At 56.1% G+C, this 16672-nt stretch carries 17 protein-coding genes; 10 read left to right on the top strand and 7 right to left on the bottom strand.

Features of this window, described 5'->3' with window-relative positions:
• Window positions 1-63: 63 nt before the first annotated feature.
• The 5 genes from rbfA (at window position 64) to FHS21_RS03560 (ending at window position 5376) form a co-directional block, all read left to right on the top strand.
• Window positions 64-525, top strand: a complete 462-nt coding sequence (rbfA, locus tag FHS21_RS03580) for a 30S ribosome-binding factor RbfA (RefSeq protein ID WP_112526588.1) — start codon at window positions 64-66, stop codon at window positions 523-525.
• A 1-nt stretch (window position 526) separates the two neighbouring features.
• Window positions 527-1498 carry a tRNA pseudouridine(55) synthase TruB gene (gene truB, locus FHS21_RS03575; protein ID WP_112526830.1) on the top strand — a complete coding sequence of 324 codons (972 nt, stop codon included), beginning with the start codon at window positions 527-529 and terminating at the stop codon, window positions 1496-1498.
• A gap of 61 nt (window positions 1499-1559) precedes the next feature.
• Window positions 1560-1919, top strand: a complete 360-nt coding sequence (gene rpsO / locus FHS21_RS03570; RefSeq protein WP_112526586.1) for a 30S ribosomal protein S15 — start codon at window positions 1560-1562, stop codon at window positions 1917-1919.
• Window positions 1920-2136: 217 nt separating this feature from the next.
• Complete coding sequence (gene pnp / locus FHS21_RS03565) at window positions 2137-4278, top strand: polyribonucleotide nucleotidyltransferase (RefSeq protein ID WP_112526584.1); 2142 nt, start codon at window positions 2137-2139, stop codon at window positions 4276-4278.
• Between the two features lie 81 nt (window positions 4279-4359).
• On the top strand, window positions 4360-5376 hold the full coding sequence (locus tag FHS21_RS03560; protein ID WP_112526582.1) for a class I SAM-dependent methyltransferase: 1017 nt from the start codon (window positions 4360-4362) through the stop codon (window positions 5374-5376).
• A gap of 149 nt (window positions 5377-5525) precedes the next feature.
• On the opposite strand, the gene fabI is transcribed toward FHS21_RS03560, so the two are convergent.
• From fabI to fabA, 3 genes are read right to left on the bottom strand one after another with little or no spacing between them, the layout of a single operon-like run.
• Entirely contained in the window at window positions 5526-6341 is an 816-nt protein-coding gene (gene fabI, locus FHS21_RS03555; RefSeq protein WP_112526580.1) for an enoyl-ACP reductase FabI, read from the bottom strand.
• A gap of 7 nt (window positions 6342-6348) precedes the next feature.
• Complete coding sequence (fabB, locus tag FHS21_RS03550) at window positions 6349-7575, bottom strand: beta-ketoacyl-ACP synthase I (protein ID WP_112526578.1); 1227 nt, start codon at window positions 7573-7575, stop codon at window positions 6349-6351.
• Between the two features lie 36 nt (window positions 7576-7611).
• On the bottom strand, window positions 7612-8127 hold the full coding sequence (fabA, locus tag FHS21_RS03545) for a 3-hydroxyacyl-[acyl-carrier-protein] dehydratase FabA (protein ID WP_008122449.1): 516 nt from the start codon (window positions 8125-8127) through the stop codon (window positions 7612-7614).
• A gap of 318 nt (window positions 8128-8445) precedes the next feature.
• Between fabA and irrA the strand changes: the two genes are divergently transcribed.
• Window positions 8446-8877 carry an iron response transcriptional regulator IrrA gene (irrA, locus tag FHS21_RS03540; protein WP_112526576.1) on the top strand — a complete coding sequence of 144 codons (432 nt, stop codon included), beginning with the start codon at window positions 8446-8448 and terminating at the stop codon, window positions 8875-8877.
• Between the two features lie 390 nt (window positions 8878-9267).
• Entirely contained in the window at window positions 9268-9981 is a 714-nt protein-coding gene (locus FHS21_RS03535) for a DNA helicase (RefSeq protein ID WP_183660988.1), read from the top strand.
• Between the two features lie 79 nt (window positions 9982-10060).
• Here the strand turns inward: FHS21_RS03535 and FHS21_RS03530 are convergent, their stop codons facing one another.
• Window positions 10061-10822 carry an SDR family NAD(P)-dependent oxidoreductase gene (locus FHS21_RS03530; RefSeq protein ID WP_112526572.1) on the bottom strand — a complete coding sequence of 254 codons (762 nt, stop codon included), beginning with the start codon at window positions 10820-10822 and terminating at the stop codon, window positions 10061-10063.
• Window positions 10823-10982: 160 nt separating this feature from the next.
• Between FHS21_RS03530 and FHS21_RS03525 the strand changes: the two genes are divergently transcribed.
• Entirely contained in the window at window positions 10983-11594 is a 612-nt protein-coding gene (locus tag FHS21_RS03525; RefSeq protein WP_112526570.1) for a TetR/AcrR family transcriptional regulator, read from the top strand.
• Here FHS21_RS03525 and FHS21_RS03520 read toward each other — a convergent pair.
• From FHS21_RS03520 to FHS21_RS03510, 3 genes are read right to left on the bottom strand one after another with little or no spacing between them, the layout of a single operon-like run.
• Window positions 11591-13633 (bottom strand): acyltransferase family protein, encoded by a 2043-nt coding sequence (locus FHS21_RS03520; protein WP_112526828.1) that lies wholly within the window; start codon window positions 13631-13633, stop codon window positions 11591-11593. The genes FHS21_RS03525 and FHS21_RS03520 overlap by 4 nt on opposite strands.
• A gap of 18 nt (window positions 13634-13651) precedes the next feature.
• Window positions 13652-13870 carry a hypothetical protein gene (locus tag FHS21_RS03515; RefSeq protein WP_112526568.1) on the bottom strand — a complete coding sequence of 73 codons (219 nt, stop codon included), beginning with the start codon at window positions 13868-13870 and terminating at the stop codon, window positions 13652-13654.
• Window positions 13870-14622: a COG4280 domain-containing protein gene (locus tag FHS21_RS03510; protein ID WP_112526566.1), complete on the bottom strand. Its 753-nt coding sequence runs from the start codon at window positions 14620-14622 to the stop codon at window positions 13870-13872. The genes FHS21_RS03515 and FHS21_RS03510 overlap by 1 nt, the downstream gene beginning before the upstream one ends.
• 330 nt (window positions 14623-14952) lie before the next feature.
• Here FHS21_RS03510 and FHS21_RS03505 point away from each other — a divergent pair, with 330 nt between their 5' ends.
• Together FHS21_RS03505 and olsC are read left to right on the top strand one after the other, a co-directional pair.
• Entirely contained in the window at window positions 14953-15570 is a 618-nt protein-coding gene (locus FHS21_RS03505) for a hypothetical protein (protein WP_112526564.1), read from the top strand.
• A 233-nt stretch (window positions 15571-15803) separates the two neighbouring features.
• Entirely contained in the window at window positions 15804-16640 is an 837-nt protein-coding gene (gene olsC, locus FHS21_RS03500) for an ornithine lipid ester-linked acyl 2-hydroxylase OlsC (protein ID WP_112526562.1), read from the top strand.
• Window positions 16641-16672: the final 32 nt, after the last annotated feature.

The following is a 16672-nucleotide window of genomic DNA, read 5'->3' as shown; positions in this document are numbered from 1 at the left end:
GCCGGAATGAAAACCGGCGATCCATTGTTTATTGGGATGCGAATTTTTGGGATACAGTAATTAATGGCTCGCTTTGCTACAGGAACAGGCCCTTCTCAACGTCAGTTGCGCGTCAGTGAGCAAGTGCGCCATGCGGTTTCGCAAGTGCTTGCGCGCGGCGATGTTCGCGACGACACGCTGGAAAATGCGGTGATTGCCATTTCCGAAGTGCGAATGTCACCAGATCTGAAAATCGCTACCTGTTTTGTATCTCCGGTTGGTGCCGTCGACAGCGAAGGCGTCATCAGCGCCCTTAACAAGAATGCCAAGTTCATTCGCGGCCGGGCCGCGGCTCATCTCAAGCAGATGAAATATATGCCGGAATTCCGGTTCCGCATTGACACCAGCTTTGACAATTACGCCAAGATCGACGCTCTGTTGCGCAAGCCGGAAGTCACCCGCGACCTCGTCGACGATGAGGATGACGACGGTGGAGATCCCAATCCGGGCGACGTGCCGGGCCATGACGGCAACGGTAACGACTGAGATGACACGGCAGCGCAAGAAAAAGGGCCGTCCGGTTTCCGGCTGGCTGATCTTCGACAAGCCGAAGGGCATGGGATCCACCGAGGCCGTCTCCAAGATCAAATGGTTGTTCAAGGCCGAGAAAGCCGGCCATGCGGGCACGCTGGACCCTCTGGCATCCGGCATGCTGCCGATCGCTTTGGGTGAAGCGACAAAGACGGTTCCCTATGTCATGGACGGAACAAAGATCTATCGCTTTGAAGTGACTTGGGGTGCTGAACGCTCCACGGATGATCTCGAGGGCGAGGTGACTTTGACCTCGGACTTGCGTCCGGACGAAGCTGCAATCAAAGCGTTGCTGCCGAAATATGTCGGTGTCATCCAACAGACGCCGCCCAAATTCTCCGCCATCAAAATCGCCGGCGAACGAGCCTACGATCTCGCCCGTGGTGGCGAAGAGGTCGAGATACCCTCCCGCGAAGTGGAAATTGGCAGACTGGAATTGATCGAACAGGCCGATGCCGCGACGGCGATCTTCGAAGTCGAATGCGGGAAGGGCACTTATGTGCGCTCTCTCGCACGCGACATGGGCCGCGATCTTGGTTGCTATGGCCACATTTCCGACCTGCGCCGCATTGAGGTTGCACCGTTCGACGAGTCTGATTTCGTCACACTCGCGGAGCTGGAAGCTGCGCACCCTCCTGTCCCGACTGAGGAAGAGGGCGAGGATCGCTCCTATGAGCGGCTGGCCGAGCGCTTCTCGGTGATGGATGCGTTCCTGATCGATACGGGCGCAGCGTTGGAAAGCCTGCCGCAGGTAGCCGTCTCCGATGATCAGGCGCATCGTATTCGCATGGGCAATCCTGTGATACTGCGCGGGCGCGATGCACCTGTCGAAGCCGACGAAGCCTGCGTGACAGCCAAAGGTAAACTTTTGGCCATCGGCTTTATTGAGAAAGGCCAGTTCCAACCGAAGCGCGTGTTCACGGCCTAAAACGGCCAGAATCATTTGCGGCTGGTAATTTGTCACATTTTCGACTATACGGCCCGCAGCGATGGCTTTGCCTGTCGCTTTAACCGGCCCCCGCTGGACGACATCCCGGCCGTGGGCATCCTGTTTTCCTCTTCAAATGAAAGGATATACGATGTCGATAACCGCTGAACGCAAGCAGGCAGTGATCACTGAATATGCAACGAAGCCAGGCGATACCGGTTCTCCGGAAGTCCAGGTTGCCGTTCTGACAGAGCGCATTGTCAATTTGACCGAACATTTCAAGGACCACAAGAAGGATAACCATTCCCGCCGTGGCCTACTCAAGCTTGTCTCGACGCGCCGCAGCCTTCTTGATTATCTCAAGAAAGTTGATCAGGGCCGTTACCAGACGCTGATCGAAAAGCTCGGCCTGCGCCGCTAATAACGGATTAAACCGGCGGATACGCATTGCGTTCCGCCGGTTTCTTTCATTCCGGTGAGGAATGAATTCTACCATGAGACAGGTCATGGGGCAGGATTGCTGGCAACTCGAAAGTGCGAGTTGCAAATTGTCTTGCCCGTGATTGGTCTAAATCGAAACGGGGCATCGATGCTGCTATCCAAAGGGAAGCGCGTCTTTCTCCACTGAAGGACAAGATATGTTTAATCAACACAAAGTTGAAATCGAATGGGGCGGACGTCCGCTCATTCTCGAAACCGGCAAGATCGCCCGTCAGGCTGACGGCGCTGTTCTCGCCACCTACGGCGAAACGGTCGTACTCGCGACAGTCGTTTCCGCCAAGGCCCCGAAGGCTGGTCAGGACTTCTTCCCTCTGACCGTCAACTACCAGGAAAAGACCTACGCAGCCGGCAAGATCCCCGGTGGCTATTTCAAGCGTGAAGGCCGTCCGAGCGAAAACGAAACATTGGTTTCGCGTTTGATCGACCGCCCGATCCGTCCACTCTTTGCTGATGGCTACAAGAACGACACACAGGTCGTTCTGACCGTTATCCAGCATGATCTCGAAAACAACCCGGACATCGTCTCGATGATCGGTGCATCTGCTGCCCTGACGCTTTCCGGTGTGCCTTTCATGGGCCCGATCGGCGGCGCGCGCGTCGGCTACATCGGTGGCGAATACAGGCTGAACCCTACCGTTGACGAAATGCCGGAATCGAGCCTCGATCTCGTTGTTGCCGGTACAGGCGACGCGGTTCTCATGGTTGAATCGGAAGCCAAGGAATTGGCGGAAGACGTTATGCTCGGCGCCGTGATGTTCGGCCACCGCGCTTTCCAGCCGGTTATCGACGCTATCATCAAGCTCGCTGAAGTCGCCGCCAAAGAGCCGCGGGATTTCCAGACAGACGACCTTTCGGCCGCAGAAGCAGCCGTTCTGAAGGTTGTTGAAGCTGATCTCCGCGATGCTTACAAAATCACCGACAAGCAGGATCGCTACAACGCGGTCGATGCGGCCAAAGCCAAGGTCAAGGCGCATTTCTTCCCGGAAGGCGTTGAAGAACCAGAGTTTTCTGCCGAAGAAATCGCAACGGTGTTCAAGTCGGTTCAGGCGAAGATCGTTCGCTGGAACATTCTCGATACCGGCAGCCGTATCGACGGCCGCGATCTTTCGACAGTTCGCCCGATCGTTTCGGAAGTTGGTCTTCTGCCACGCACACACGGTTCGGCCCTGTTTACACGCGGTGAGACGCAGGCCATCGTCGTTGCGACGCTGGGTACCGGCGAAGACGAGCAATATGTCGACTCGCTGACCGGCATGTACAAAGAAACCTTCATGCTTCACTACAATTTCCCGCCCTATTCGGTCGGTGAAACAGGTCGCATGGGTTCGCCCGGCCGCCGCGAAATCGGCCATGGCAAGCTCGCCTGGCGCGCTATCCATCCGGTTCTGCCTGCCAAGGAACAGTTCCCCTATACGCTCCGCACGGTCTCCGAGATCACCGAATCCAATGGTTCGTCCTCGATGGCTACAGTTTGCGGCACATCGCTCGCCCTTATGGATGCTGGTGTTCCGCTGCTCCGTCCGGTCGCCGGTATCGCCATGGGCCTGATCCTCGAAGGCGAGAAGTTCGCTGTTCTCTCCGATATCCTCGGCGACGAAGATCATCTCGGCGACATGGATTTCAAGGTAGCCGGATCGGAAAATGGTATCACTGCCCTGCAGATGGATATCAAGATCGACGGCATCACCGAAGAGATCATGAAGGTTGCTTTGGCGCAGGCCAAGGATGGGCGTTTGCACATCCTCGGCGAAATGGCAAAGGCCATCACCGAAGGCCGCTCGGAACTTGGCGAATTTGCACCGCGCATTGAAGTCATGAACATTCCGACCGACAAGATCCGTGACGTTATCGGTTCCGGTGGCAAGGTCATTCGCGAAATCGTCGAAAAGACCGGCGCGAAGATCAACATCGAAGATGATGGTACGGTCAAGATTGCATCGTCCTCGGCCAAGGAAATCGAGGCAGCCCGCAAGTGGATCCATTCCATTGTCGCAGAACCGGAAGTAGGCGAGATCTATGAAGGCACAGTTGTAAAGACTGCTGACTTCGGTGCGTTCGTAAACTTCTTTGGCCCACGCGACGGTCTGGTTCACATCTCGCAGCTTGCTTCGGATCGTGTTGCCAAGACTTCAGACGTGGTCAAGGAAGGCCAGAAGGTCTGGGTCAAGCTCATGGGCTTCGACGAACGCGGCAAGGTTCGCCTGTCGATGAAAGTCGTTGACCAGGAAACTGGCAAGGAAATCGTTCAGGAAAAGAAGGCTCAGGAAGACGCTGAGTAATCTTCTGAATAGGCTATAATGAAAGCGCGCCCTTGTGGCGCGCTTTTTTCTTGGCACAACATATCTATAGATGGATCCTTTATGGCCAACGGCGCCCTGCAGACGCTCTTCCTGCCTTTTGAAGACGAGATACTGGCTTTGCCAGACAAAGGCTCCGCATGGCTTTTTCTCGGTGCTGAAGTAGATCGCAATGTAGGTGATGAGTGGAAGACAAGCCTGACCTGTCTTCAACCATTCAAACCGGACTATTTGGCATTGCAGAAGGCGGGCTTCAGTGCTGCGCCAAGATTACTTGGCAATGAGCAGTTTGATGGCGCATTGATCTTGCTGGGCAAGCACAAGGGACGCAATGAAAACTGGTTGGCTCAGGCACTGAAGCACGTCAAACCCGGTGGTCAGATTGTGGTTTCGGGCGATAAGAAGCTCGGCGTCGACAGCTTCCGAAAGACGGTGGAAAGCATCGTTCCGGTCGCCGACAGGCTATCAAAACATCATGCCGTCGCCTTCTGGTTCATGCGGCCAGAAATGGTAAATAGTGAGCAAATTGAGAGGCTTACGGGCGAGCCGACAAAGCTCGAAGATCGCTTCACGACGGCCCCCGGCATGTTCTCGCATGCCGCGATCGACAAGGGTTCGGCCATGCTGGTCAAGCACTTCGCCGGCCGTATCAGCGGGCACGTGGCAGACTTCGGCGCGGGCTGGGGTTATCTCGCCAGCGAAGTTTTGAACCACCCGGAAAAGCTCAAGTCGCTGGCCCTTTACGAAGCCGATTTCGAGGCGCTGGAGGCCGCAAAATTGAACGTCAACGGGGGCGAAATCCCTGTGGGCTTCCATTGGCATGACGTGAATAGTGAAGCGATTACAGAGATTTACGATACGATCGTCATGAACCCGCCGTTCCATGCCGGGCGCAGCGCGGATCCGACAATGGGGCAGGGTTTCATTGCAGCGGCGGCCAAACGACTGAAGCCGGGCGGCAAGCTGCTCCTCGTCGCTAACCGGCAGATGCCCTACGAGGCGGGACTGAAAGCACTGTTCAAATCGGTGCTGCCGCTTGAAGATAATGCCGGCTACAAGATCATCGAAGCGAAGAAGTAATTTCTACCTATCACAACTAAAATGCCACAAGCGGTAGCAAAAAGCATGTCTGATTCGGCATTTCTTGCATCAGTTTCGCAGGATCTTGCGCTATTTTTGCAAAAACCTGCGCAAGATTTGTTCCGGTTCCGGGTAGGGTCGTACCAGAATCACTCCTTGCCGTCGTCGGACTTTTTCAGCTCTTCCAGAGTTGGCATCGATACGATGTTGTAGCCGGAATCCACGTAGTGGATTTCACCGGTGACGCCGCTCGACAGGTCCGATAGGAGGTAGAGAGCAGACCGGCCGATGTCTTCTATATCGACCGTGCGGCGCAGCGGTGCATTGCGCTTCTGGTAGGAGAACATGGCGCGGGCATCGCCGATACCGGCACCCGCCAATGTGCGTACAGGACCCGCAGAAATTGCATTAACGCGAATTCCTTCCGGACCGTAGTCGGCGGCGAGATAGCGGACCATCGCTTCGAGAGCGGCCTTGGCCACGCCCATTACATTGTAGTTGGGCATGACCCGGGTGGAGCCGCCATAGGTCAGCGTCAGGATTGAACCACCTTCCTTCATCAGCTTTGCCGCGCGCTGGGCGACCTCGGTGAAGGAGTAGGCGGAGATGACCATGGTGCGGCTGAAATTGTCCCGCGTCGTCACATCGGCATAGCGGCCCTTGAGCTGCGACTTGTCCGAGAAGCCGATGGCGTGGACGACGAAATCGATCGTGCCCCATTCTTTTTCCAGCGTCTCGAAAACCGCATCGACGGTCGCGATATCCTCGACATCGCAAGGCAGCAGCAGCTTCGAGCCGAGCTGTTCTGCCAAGGGTGCAACACGCTTGCCGAAGGCTTCGCCCTGGTAGGTGAAGGCGAGTTCGGCACCATTGTCCGCCAATTCCTTGGCGATCCCCCAGGCAATGGAGTGGCTGTTCGCGACCCCCATGATAAGGCCGCGTTTGCCCTTCATTAAATCTGCCATTGTTTCCTCAACCCTCGTAACGCTGATAAACCAGCGAAGCATTCGTGCCGCCAAATCCGAAGGAATTGGTCAGGACTGTGTTCAATTTGATGTTATCTATCCGCCGGCGCGTAATGGGCATGTCTTCGAATGCCGGATCGAGTTCTTCGATATTGGCGCTTTCCGCGATGAAGTCGTGGTTCATCATCAGAAGTGAATAGATGGACTCGTGTACGCCGGTCGCACCCTGCGAATGGCCTGTCAGTGATTTGGTCGCCGAAATAGGCGGGCACTGGTTGCCCGAACCGAAGACTTCGCGGATGGCCTCGATTTCTTTCAAGTCGCCGACGGGCGTCGAGGTTGCGTGCGGGTTGATGTAATCGACCGGACCCTTGACGTTGGCGATCGCCATGCGCATGCAGCGCGCTGCGCCTTCGCCGCTCGGTGCGACCATATCGGCACCATCCGAGGTCACGCCGTAACCGACAAGTTCGCCATAAATCTTTGCGCCACGCGCCTTGGCATGTTCAAGCTCTTCGAGAACAAGGACGCCCGCGCCACCCGAAATGACAAAGCCATCGCGGTTCTTGTCATAGGCGCGTGAGGCCACAGATGGCCGGTCGTTGAATTTGGAGGACATGGCGCCCATGCCGTCGAAAAGCACGGACAAGGTCCAGTCGAGATCCTCGCAGCCGCCGGCGAACATCATGTCCTGCTTGCCGTACTGGATCATCTCATAGGCGTTGCCGACACAATGGTTGGATGTCGCGCAGGCTGAGGAAATTGAATAATTGACGCCCTTTATCTTGAACCATGTGGCCAACGTTGCCGAGGCGGTCGAAGACATGGCTTTCGGCACCGCAAACGGGCCAACCTTCTTGCTGGACCCGGATTCGATGGTCTTTTCGGCAGCCTCGACGATCGTGCGGGTGGAGGCGCCGCCCGAACCCATGATGATGCCGGTGCGTTCGTTGGAAATGAGATCCGTATCGAGCCCGGCGTCAGCGATGGCCTGATCCATGGCGACATGGTTCCAGGCAGTGCCGCCACCGTGGAAGCGCATCGCGCGGCGGTCTACCAGCGTAGACGGATCGAGTGTGGGTGCACCATGGACCTGGCTGCGGAAGCCGTGCTTCGCATATTCCTCAGCAAAGACGATGCCCGATTTCGCTGCACGCAACGATTCCAGCACCTCCCCTACATTGTTGCCGATAGAGGACACGATACCCATGCCCGTCACAACCACTCGCCGCATCGCGATCTCCTTAAAGGTAATACGTTGCCAAATTTGTCAGGCAGCGCTTTCCTTGAATAGGCCAACCCGCAGGTCAGTTGCTTTATAGATAGTCTCGCCATCGACCTTTAACCAGCCATCGGCGATTCCAAGCACCAGACGGCCGCGCATGACGCGTTTGAAGTCGATGCCATATTCGACAAGTTTGTTTTTCGGCGTGACCATGCCGGTGAACTTGACCTCGCCGGTAGAGAGGGCGCGGCCCTTGCCAGGCTCACCGAGCCAGCCGAGGTAAAAGCCGGTCAATTGCCACATGGCATCAAGGCCGAGGCAGCCGGGCATTACAGGATCGCCAATGAAATGACAGGGGAAGAACCAAAGGTCAGGCTTGATATCGAATTCAGCACGGATGTAGCCTTTGCCATTCTCGCCGCCTGTTTCAGAAATCTCGGTGATACGGTCGAACATCAGCATGGGCGGTGCTGGCAACTGGGCATTGCCCTGACCGAACATCTCTCCGCGGGCACAGGCAAGAAGCTCTTCATACCCGTAGCTTGATTTCTGTTCTGGCATTCTTTCTCCCATCGGTAACGTCAAGGCTTGCGCCTGGATATGTTCCGGCGCGGGCGGAACCTATCATAGTGTATTTCCGCCTGAAAACGCTGCATAGAGCAAACTACGGTCAAATGGAACCCTCGCCGGATCGAAGCCCTCTGCGAATTTAGTGCGACATGCGATTTCCAGTTGTACCCACACTTTTCCTTAGACAAATGGCTTCAATGCTGCCTATTGATCGATTTCGCAAGACAGCATATATCAATCATGTAACACGACGGACAATGTGTCTGTGGTGGGACTTCTGATATGAGTTAACGGAGTGGCAGACGGGCCATGCATATTTCTTATGAAATTGACGCTGATGTATCCTTGCAGGAGCGCTTGCGCTTTGCAGGATTACGGCCGACCCGTCAGCGTATCGCGCTCGCCAGCCTGATCTTTGCCAAGGGTGACAGACACCTTTCGGCCGAGGAACTGCACGAAGAGGCGCTTGGTGCCAATGTGCCGGTTTCGCTGGCGACGGTGTACAATACACTGCATCAATTTACCCAGGCCGGAATGCTCCGCATCCTCGCCGTCGAGGGCGCAAAGACCTATTTCGACACGAACGTTTCCGACCATCATCACTTTTTCGTCGAAGGCGAAAATGAGGTGATCGATATCCCCAGTGGTTCGACCATGGTCGGCAATTTGCCTCCGGTTCCGGAAGGCATGGAAATCGTCAACGTCGACATCATCATCCGCCTGCGCAAGAAGCGCGGCTGATCTAGACGGAAAATTCGCCAAGGCGGGCTGCAAATGGCGCTTTCCTGCGCTCCGATGCTCACGTACCCAACGTACGCTGCGCTTCGGTGCTCGAAAATCACCACTTTCGCCACGCCCTGACGGATTTTCGGTCATGCTCTTATAGGCGCGAGCGGCAACGCATTGGCTGTTGCGCCTTGAGGCTCGTTGTCCGATCCGCGAGGCACAAAGCTGTCATTTGTGCTTGTCGCGAATCATGATGCCCTCTAACGTCTGCGACATAGGCTTGGCCCACGCCTCCTCCCTTCTTTCGGGAAGTATCGCACATACGGGGTGACATCATCATCGAACCATCTGTTCGAGCGACGCATAAGGAGGGGTTGCGTTTCTGGCTCGGAACGGAGGTCCTGGATGAAGCTTTCTGCCCCTATCTTCCAATTGAAACGCCGCGCCAAGCTACTGGCCCGGAAAAATAATGTTCCCTTGCACGAAGCGCTGGACCAAATTGCGCGTGAGGAGGGGTTTGCGAGGTGGAGCCTGCTTTCGTCCCAGATCGCAGAGGGATCACTGTCGAAAACCGTATTATCCCGGCTCAATGACGGCGATCTGCTGCTGGTGGCCGGTCGCCCTGGACATGGCAAGACCACGCTTGGACTTCAGCTTTTGCTCGACGCCGCCCGAGACGGCAGAAAGGTGATATTCTTCACGCTGGAATTTACCGAGCAGCAGGCGCGGGAACACATCCGCTCGTTGGACGAAGGTTATCAGGATCTTGGCGACGCTCTGGAAATCGTGACGTCGAATGAAATCAGCGCGGACTACATTATTCGCCACTTGTCAGCCTCGGACCGAGGAACAGTTGCCGTTATCGACTATCTTCAAATACTCGACCAGCAACGAAGCAAGCCAGCACTCTCCGACCAAATTCTCGCCCTTAAGGATTTCGCCAGAAAGACCGGCGTTGTACTGGGGTTCATCTCGCAGATTGATCGGTCGTTTGATCCAGCAATCAGGCCTCTGCCGGATATTCGGGACATTCGCCTACCCAATCTTATTGATCTAGGGCTCTTCACGAAAGCCTGCTTCCTGCACAATGGTGAGGCCCAGCTTCAGGACATAACTTAGCGCTATCCCATTCTCGACCGGATCAACAGGTCCTGACCCGGTCGAGTACGAAAGTGGAATGGATTATTGCATTCGACGCTCAGATTCCGAGACCACCGCCGACGTCGATTACACCACCGGTCATGTAGCTGGCGTCCGGTCCGGCGAGGAAGGTGACGAGCGCGGCAACTTCCTCGAGCTTAGCGATGCGGCGGATGGGGTGAAGGTCGAGGAACGCGTCGGGAGCATCAACGTCGCCCATAACTTGCCTCATCATATCGGTCGGCATGGCACCGGGCTGGACAACGTTGACGGTGATCTGGCGTCCGCCCAGGTCGCGGGCAATGCCCCTCGCATAGCCGTTGATGGCGGCCTTCGTTCCCACATAGTCCGCGAGACCGGGGAACAGGGAGCGGGTGCCGCTCACAGAACCGATGAAGATAATCCGCCCGCCATCGGGAAGCGCCGGCGCTGCCGCGCGCGTGGTCGCTACCGCGCCCATGACGTTGATCTGCCACAGACGGTCGAGATTGACCGTGTCGAGTTCGGGATCGTCAACAGTCTTGCCCTGTACGACGATTGCCGCGTTATTGACGAGGATATCGAGCTTGCCGAATTCAGCAATCACCGAGTCGATCAAAGGCTTGGCGGAAGCAAGATCAGCCTGGTCGCTCTTGATCGCAATCGCGCGAACGCCCTTCGCCTTGAGCTTCTCCACGACAGCTTCGGCTTTCTCGGCTGACGCGACGTAGCTTATCGCAACATCAGCTCCCTGATCGGCAAAGGCTTCCGCGATGTTGGCGCCGAGCCCGCGCGAGCCGCCCGTAATGAGCACTGTCTTGCCCTTCAATATGTTCGACATGAGAATCCCTTTCAGTGGACGATCAAGGCGTCGCCCTGATCTGGTGAGCGAAAGCGGCTTGTTTTCATGACAAGCATTACGATAACGCTTGGTATGAAATTTGACAGAGACGGTCAAGTGTTTTAATAACGATCATTATGAAAAAGATCGGTTTGCGCTGATGGGGCGCCATCGCGAATTTGATGTGGAGAAAGTGCTCGACGCGGCGCTGTGCGTTTTCTGGCGCAAGGGCTACGAGGGCGCATCCTATGCTGACCTGACAGAGGCTGCCGGCGTAGAGAGGCCGGCCCTCTATTCTGCATTCGGCAACAAGGAAGCTCTCTTCCGCCGAGCCCTGGATCGCTATTATGAACGATACCTGGATTTCATCCCGAAGTCCCTTGAGCTCCCGACAGCGCGGGCAGTTGCTGCGCATATCCTTTACAGTGCAGCCGAACTCAATACACGTTACTCCCACCATACGGGGTGCCTGGGTATCAACGGGGTTTTGGCAGGATCGGATGAAGCGGAGCCAGTGCGTCAAGCGCTGATCGAAGCTCGCGCCGGCGGTGAGGCGCAGCTTCGTGAACGCTTCGAACGGGCAAAGGCCGAAGGCGACTTACCGGATACGGCCAAACCCGATGCCCTTGCGGCATTCGTGATGGCTGTCTCTCACGGCATGGCCGTGCAGGCCAAAGCCGGCTTCAGCCGCGACATGCTGGAGGGTGTTGCCGAGCAAGCGCTTTCCGCTTGGCCTGCGGGTCGTCGCTCTGGCCATCAGCCCGGAACCTAGTCGATATCGATTCCCAACGCACCAGCCAGTGTCTTGAACACCGGGGTATAGAGGTAGCTCAAACTGCGGGCGGTCGTGGCCGTGATATGGTCTGAATCCCTATAGAGGGGCAGGCCGTTTCGCATGCTGTCGCAGCGGCCATTGTCGCAGATACCCTGAAGCGCATCGACGGTTATTGCCCCATATTTTGCGGCGTATGCGCTGAGCATGTCGCGGGAGGCCGCCTGCCGCTCTGAAGTGTAGGTCCATGACGGTGCGATATCGGTAGACGTGCCTCTCGTTGCCGCTTTGGCAAGGGCTTCCGGCATGTAGTGCCCCATCTCCGGAACATCCATCACAAGCACCACTTGCGTACCGTGTCGTTTGAGATCCGCGAGGGTCTGGTCCAGAGCGGTCGCTATGGGCGCCGATTCGTCGTCAAGCTGCGGGCGGATCCTGGGATCGAAATAAAGTCCCTGATTAGGCAACTCCGAGCGGAGGACGTATTTGGGCCAATAGGCAATCATGAAGACCAACGGTATGCGCTTGCTAACGATGAGGTCTCGCACCGCCGCATTGTAATCAACGCAGCGCAGCGTATCTTTTTGGTCTTTCAGCTCCACATCTGGAAGCGGCGGACACGAGGCGCGTGCGGCCAAAATACCACTGGCACCGGCCTTCGTCGCTGCAAGGTCGATGGCGGGCGCCATTGAACCAGAGTGCGAGTCGCCCCAAACGAGAAAATTCACATTATCCGCACCGGGAATCCCCAGGCGGCAGAGGTTGCCCGATTGGACGTCGGAAAGGGAAGGACCCTTTCCACTGGTGTCCTGCATGCATTCGGGGCCGGAAAACCGGCTTTCGTCATAGGTGGCACCATAGATTTTCTGGGCAACCGGGGTAAGGCGGCTGGGAAGCCCGACTTCGGTGATGACATAATTGCCGAAAGCCACGACCGCTACGATAACCGCCGTCGCAGCGGCAAAAACCGGTTTGCGGGGAACCGGGCCAGCATGCCCGCGGAACGGCCGCTCGATGAAGTGCCAGGAAAAAATAGCCACCATAAGCGAGATAGCTACGAGCAGACCGTTCTGGATGAAGGTGAGCTCGTGACCGTTCAGGTAACGCGTGAAGACGATGATCGGCCAGTGCCAGAGATAAAGCGAATAGGAAATCAGGCCGGTGAACACCAGCGGCGAGGACGTGAGAAACAATCCCGCCGGACCGCGCGCGGCTCGCCCCTGAATGATGAGAGCGGCACCAATGCAGGGAACGAGTGCGGCAAGGCCGGGAAACGGCGTGCTGTCATTATAGACGAAGACCGCAAAGCCTATCAGGATGAGTCCGACGGCAGCCAAGATTTCGCCGATAAATTGCTGTTTCGGCCGGGGCACGACACCCAATGCGAGCAAAGCGCCGAGAAGCAGCTCCCATGCGCGGTAAGGCGACAGGTAAAACGCCTCGACAGGCCTTTGCTCAACGGCCCAGATGCTCGCGGCGAGCGACCCGACAAACAGCAGAATGAGCGCCGGCTTTATCCATTCCCGGCTGATCCTGCTCAAAAGAAGGAGCAACAGGGGAAAGACGATATAGAACTGTTCTTCGATGGCGAGCGACCATGTGTGCAACAACGGCTTCAGCTGGGCGCTGATATCGAAATATCCGCTTTCCCTGTTGAGCTGGATGTTGGAAACAAAAAGCGCAGCCGCCTTCACGCTGCGCGCAAAATACTCAAATTCGACCGGCATGAAAAATAGCCATGCCATCACTGCCGACGCTGCGATCATTGCGAAAAGCGCCGGAAAGATGCGGCGAATGCGGCTTTCGTAAAACCGCCAGAGGCTGAAATCGCCCTGGTCGATTCCTCCAATGATTCGCAAGGCCATCAGATAGCCGGAGATAACGAAGAATACGTCGACGCCGACGAACCCGCCCTGAAAACCCGACATGCCCGTGTGATAAAGGACGACCGGCAAAATCGCGATGGCCCGCAGGCCGTCGATGTCGCGGCGATAAGCCAGGCTGTCGCGCGACTGCCCGGACGTTGGTAAGCTAACCAATTCCAATTTACTCCAGCACTATCCGTGGGATTTTTGCCGCGCAGCACGGTACGTGCTCTCTGCGAGGATGAGGATGCAGCCCGCCAATAACAGGATACCACCGGCGAATCCAGACAATCCGGCATATTCCACAGCGGCCGCAATGACGCCGATCAAGGCAATCGACCAGAGTGCCAGAGCGCCGTCATCGATGAACATCCCGATCAGTTCTCGTATGGTAATGCGTAAGATGTTCATCAGGCGGCTGCCTTTGCGTTGGAGCTGTAATAGCCGCGCAGCATTCGCACCGCGACAAACGAGAAGACTGCTAGCACGGCAAGGATCGCGATCAGCGATAGATCGTCGCCCGGCCAATCGGCGCCAAGTCCTTCACCAACCCAGAAGACACCGAATGCTGTAAGTAGAAGTCCGACGACGAATTTCAAGGTGTTTTCGGGCACCTGCGACAACGGCTTGTGCACGACGAAACCGATGATCAGCACCAGGAGGCAGGCGATAGCCGCGCCAAGCGCAGCATAACCAAGCATGCCGCGTCCCGCGCCAACCGCGATGACGATGAAAACCACTTCGATACCCTCAAGCAGTACCGCCTTGAACGCGGCGGTCCCAGCGATCCAGTCCGCGCGTCGTTCGGCTTCCTGACGCTTGAGCTGATCGGTTTCCCTGGCGAAGGCTTCTGCCTCGTCGTGAAGAGCAATAACGCCTGAAGCGCGAAGGATGGCTTTGCGCAGCCAGCGCATGCCAAACAGGATCAGCAGGGTTCCGATGACGAATTGCAGGAGCTCGATCGGGATCAGCCCGAGCAGCGGCCCGAGGATTATGACCAGAGCGGCCAGCACGATGAGCGCAAGGCCAGTGCCGATGAATGCGGGCTTCCAGCTGCGGGAAACCCCGACGGCAAGGATAATGGTGAAGGCTTCGACGACTTCGACGAAGGAGCCGAGGAAGGCTGCCGTCATAGTCGATACTATGGTCGTGATGTTGGACATGGAAGGATTTCCGTTCATGCAGAATGGGACAAAAGATACTCGATAAAAGGTCAAGATTCAGGCGGCCAGAAGGATGAAGCGTTCGGATGGAAAAGAAAACGTGACCCGGATGTCGTTGATCTTTCGCTTAGTACGGATTTGTTTTGCTTCGGTGAGGAAGTGCAACTTGTCACAACCATCAAACGTTTGTTACCCGGTTATGTTTTGGGATCAGTTTTTTGTTGCTCTTTGCGTGAAGGTGCATTCTGGTTGCAGATGACAGAAAATAGTAAAATAGTCGGCGATAAACACTTCTGAAGTTCTTTTTCATTTTCGACCAGGATAGCGCCCTTGAACACACGGATTGATCCGCAGCTTAAAATTATCCTGATCGGAGGCTCGTCCAATGTCGGGAAATCAAGGGTGGCAGGCGCATTGGCTGGCAAAATTGGCTGGCGCTGTATTTCAACGGACAGCCTTGCCAGGCACCCCGGCAGGCCGTGGCGACAGTCGAACAAGAAAGTCCCCAACCACGTGGCCGAGCACTATCTTAGTTTAAAGGCCAACGAACTGCTGGAATCCGTCATTCTGCATCACCGCAAGATGTCGCCACTCGTCGCGGAACTTGTCCGGGCAACGGTGCACGATGTAGGCATGGAGAAATTGGTGCTCGAGGGATCGGCACTTTGGCCTTTTATCACGAGTGGACACCGCATGAAGGAAGTTGGAACTGTCTGGCTGACGGCCAGTTCCGATACGTTGCGCACACGGATCTATGAAGCAAGCGGTTTCCACAATGCCAGCGAACAGAACCGTGGAATGATCTCAAGATTTCTCGAACGCACGCTGTTATTCGATCGAAAGACCGCCGAACTTGTCAGCGAGCACGGCTGCAAGGTCCTTGATGTTGACGAGTACAAGACGACAGAGGACCTGATTGGCGGCATAATGGATAGTCTCAGAGCCTGAGCGAGAGTTCGCCAGGGAGGGTTGCAAATAGCGTTTTCTGCGCTTCGGTGCTCGAAAACCACCACCATTTTCCGCCTCGTCATGATCGCGAATCTCAACACACCCCGGAGCAAAAATTGGTGAGTCATCTGGCGTACCGGTCTATCGTCGCCTAAATAGAATCCCGTCACCGGAACCGAACGTATCCGCCACTGCGTCCCGGTCCGCAAAGCCAGCAACGCATTGGATTGATTATGACCGAAGGAACGTTGAAGGAACCAAGTCTTCAAGACTCTGGGGCTGAAGAAGTCGAGCAGGAATTCGGGACAGCCGGTATCGCGCCGATGGCTCGCCCGAGCAAGACCACACGCTTTTTCATGGGCATCGTCTCCTGGGCAGAGAAGCTCAACCTCAAATACGCCAGGTTTGGCAACCCTCCAGTTTATGACAATGCGGTCTTTCCCTGGACAAGCGAGATAGAAAAGGCTTGGCCGGACATTCGCATTGAACTCGACCGCGTTCTTCTACGTCAAAGCGAACTGCCTGCATTTCAGGATATTTCGACGGACGTCAAAACAATCTCGACAGACAGTCAATGGAAAACCTTTTTCCTCGTCGGATTCGGCGTGAAGTCAAAACAGAACATTCAAGCCTGTCCCAAGACATGGGCGGCGGTGCAGAAGATTCCCCACCTGAAGACAGCCATGTTTTCGATCTTCGAGCCCGGCAAACATCTGCCTGCTCATCGAGGACCTTACAACGGCGTATTGCGCCTTCACCTCGGTTTGATCGTGCCGGAGCCGGGCGACAAGCTCGCCATCCGGGTCAAAGACAGGATATGTCATTGGCAAGAAGGCAAAGCCCTGATCTTCGACGATGCCTACGAGCACGAAGCCTGGAATCATACGGATAAGACGCGCGTCGTCCTGTTCGTGGATTTCGTGAAGCCGCTAGGATTTCCCGCCAGTTTCATCAATTGGGCGCTTATGAACCTGGCGATCTTCACGCCATTTATCCGTGAAGGCCTCGATAACCACAAGGAATGGGAAAAACGTTTTTACGCTGAAGCCGAGACCTTGCGAAATCAGTGATGCGTGTTAGGCGAGTTAGAGCAATTCCGGAC

Source organism: Phyllobacterium trifolii (genome assembly GCF_014192095.1).
Taxonomy (GTDB): Bacteria; Pseudomonadota; Alphaproteobacteria; order Rhizobiales; family Rhizobiaceae; genus Phyllobacterium; species Phyllobacterium trifolii.
The sequence above is the reverse complement of the archived record's forward strand: the minus strand, read 5'-3'. Positions and strand labels throughout refer to the sequence as shown.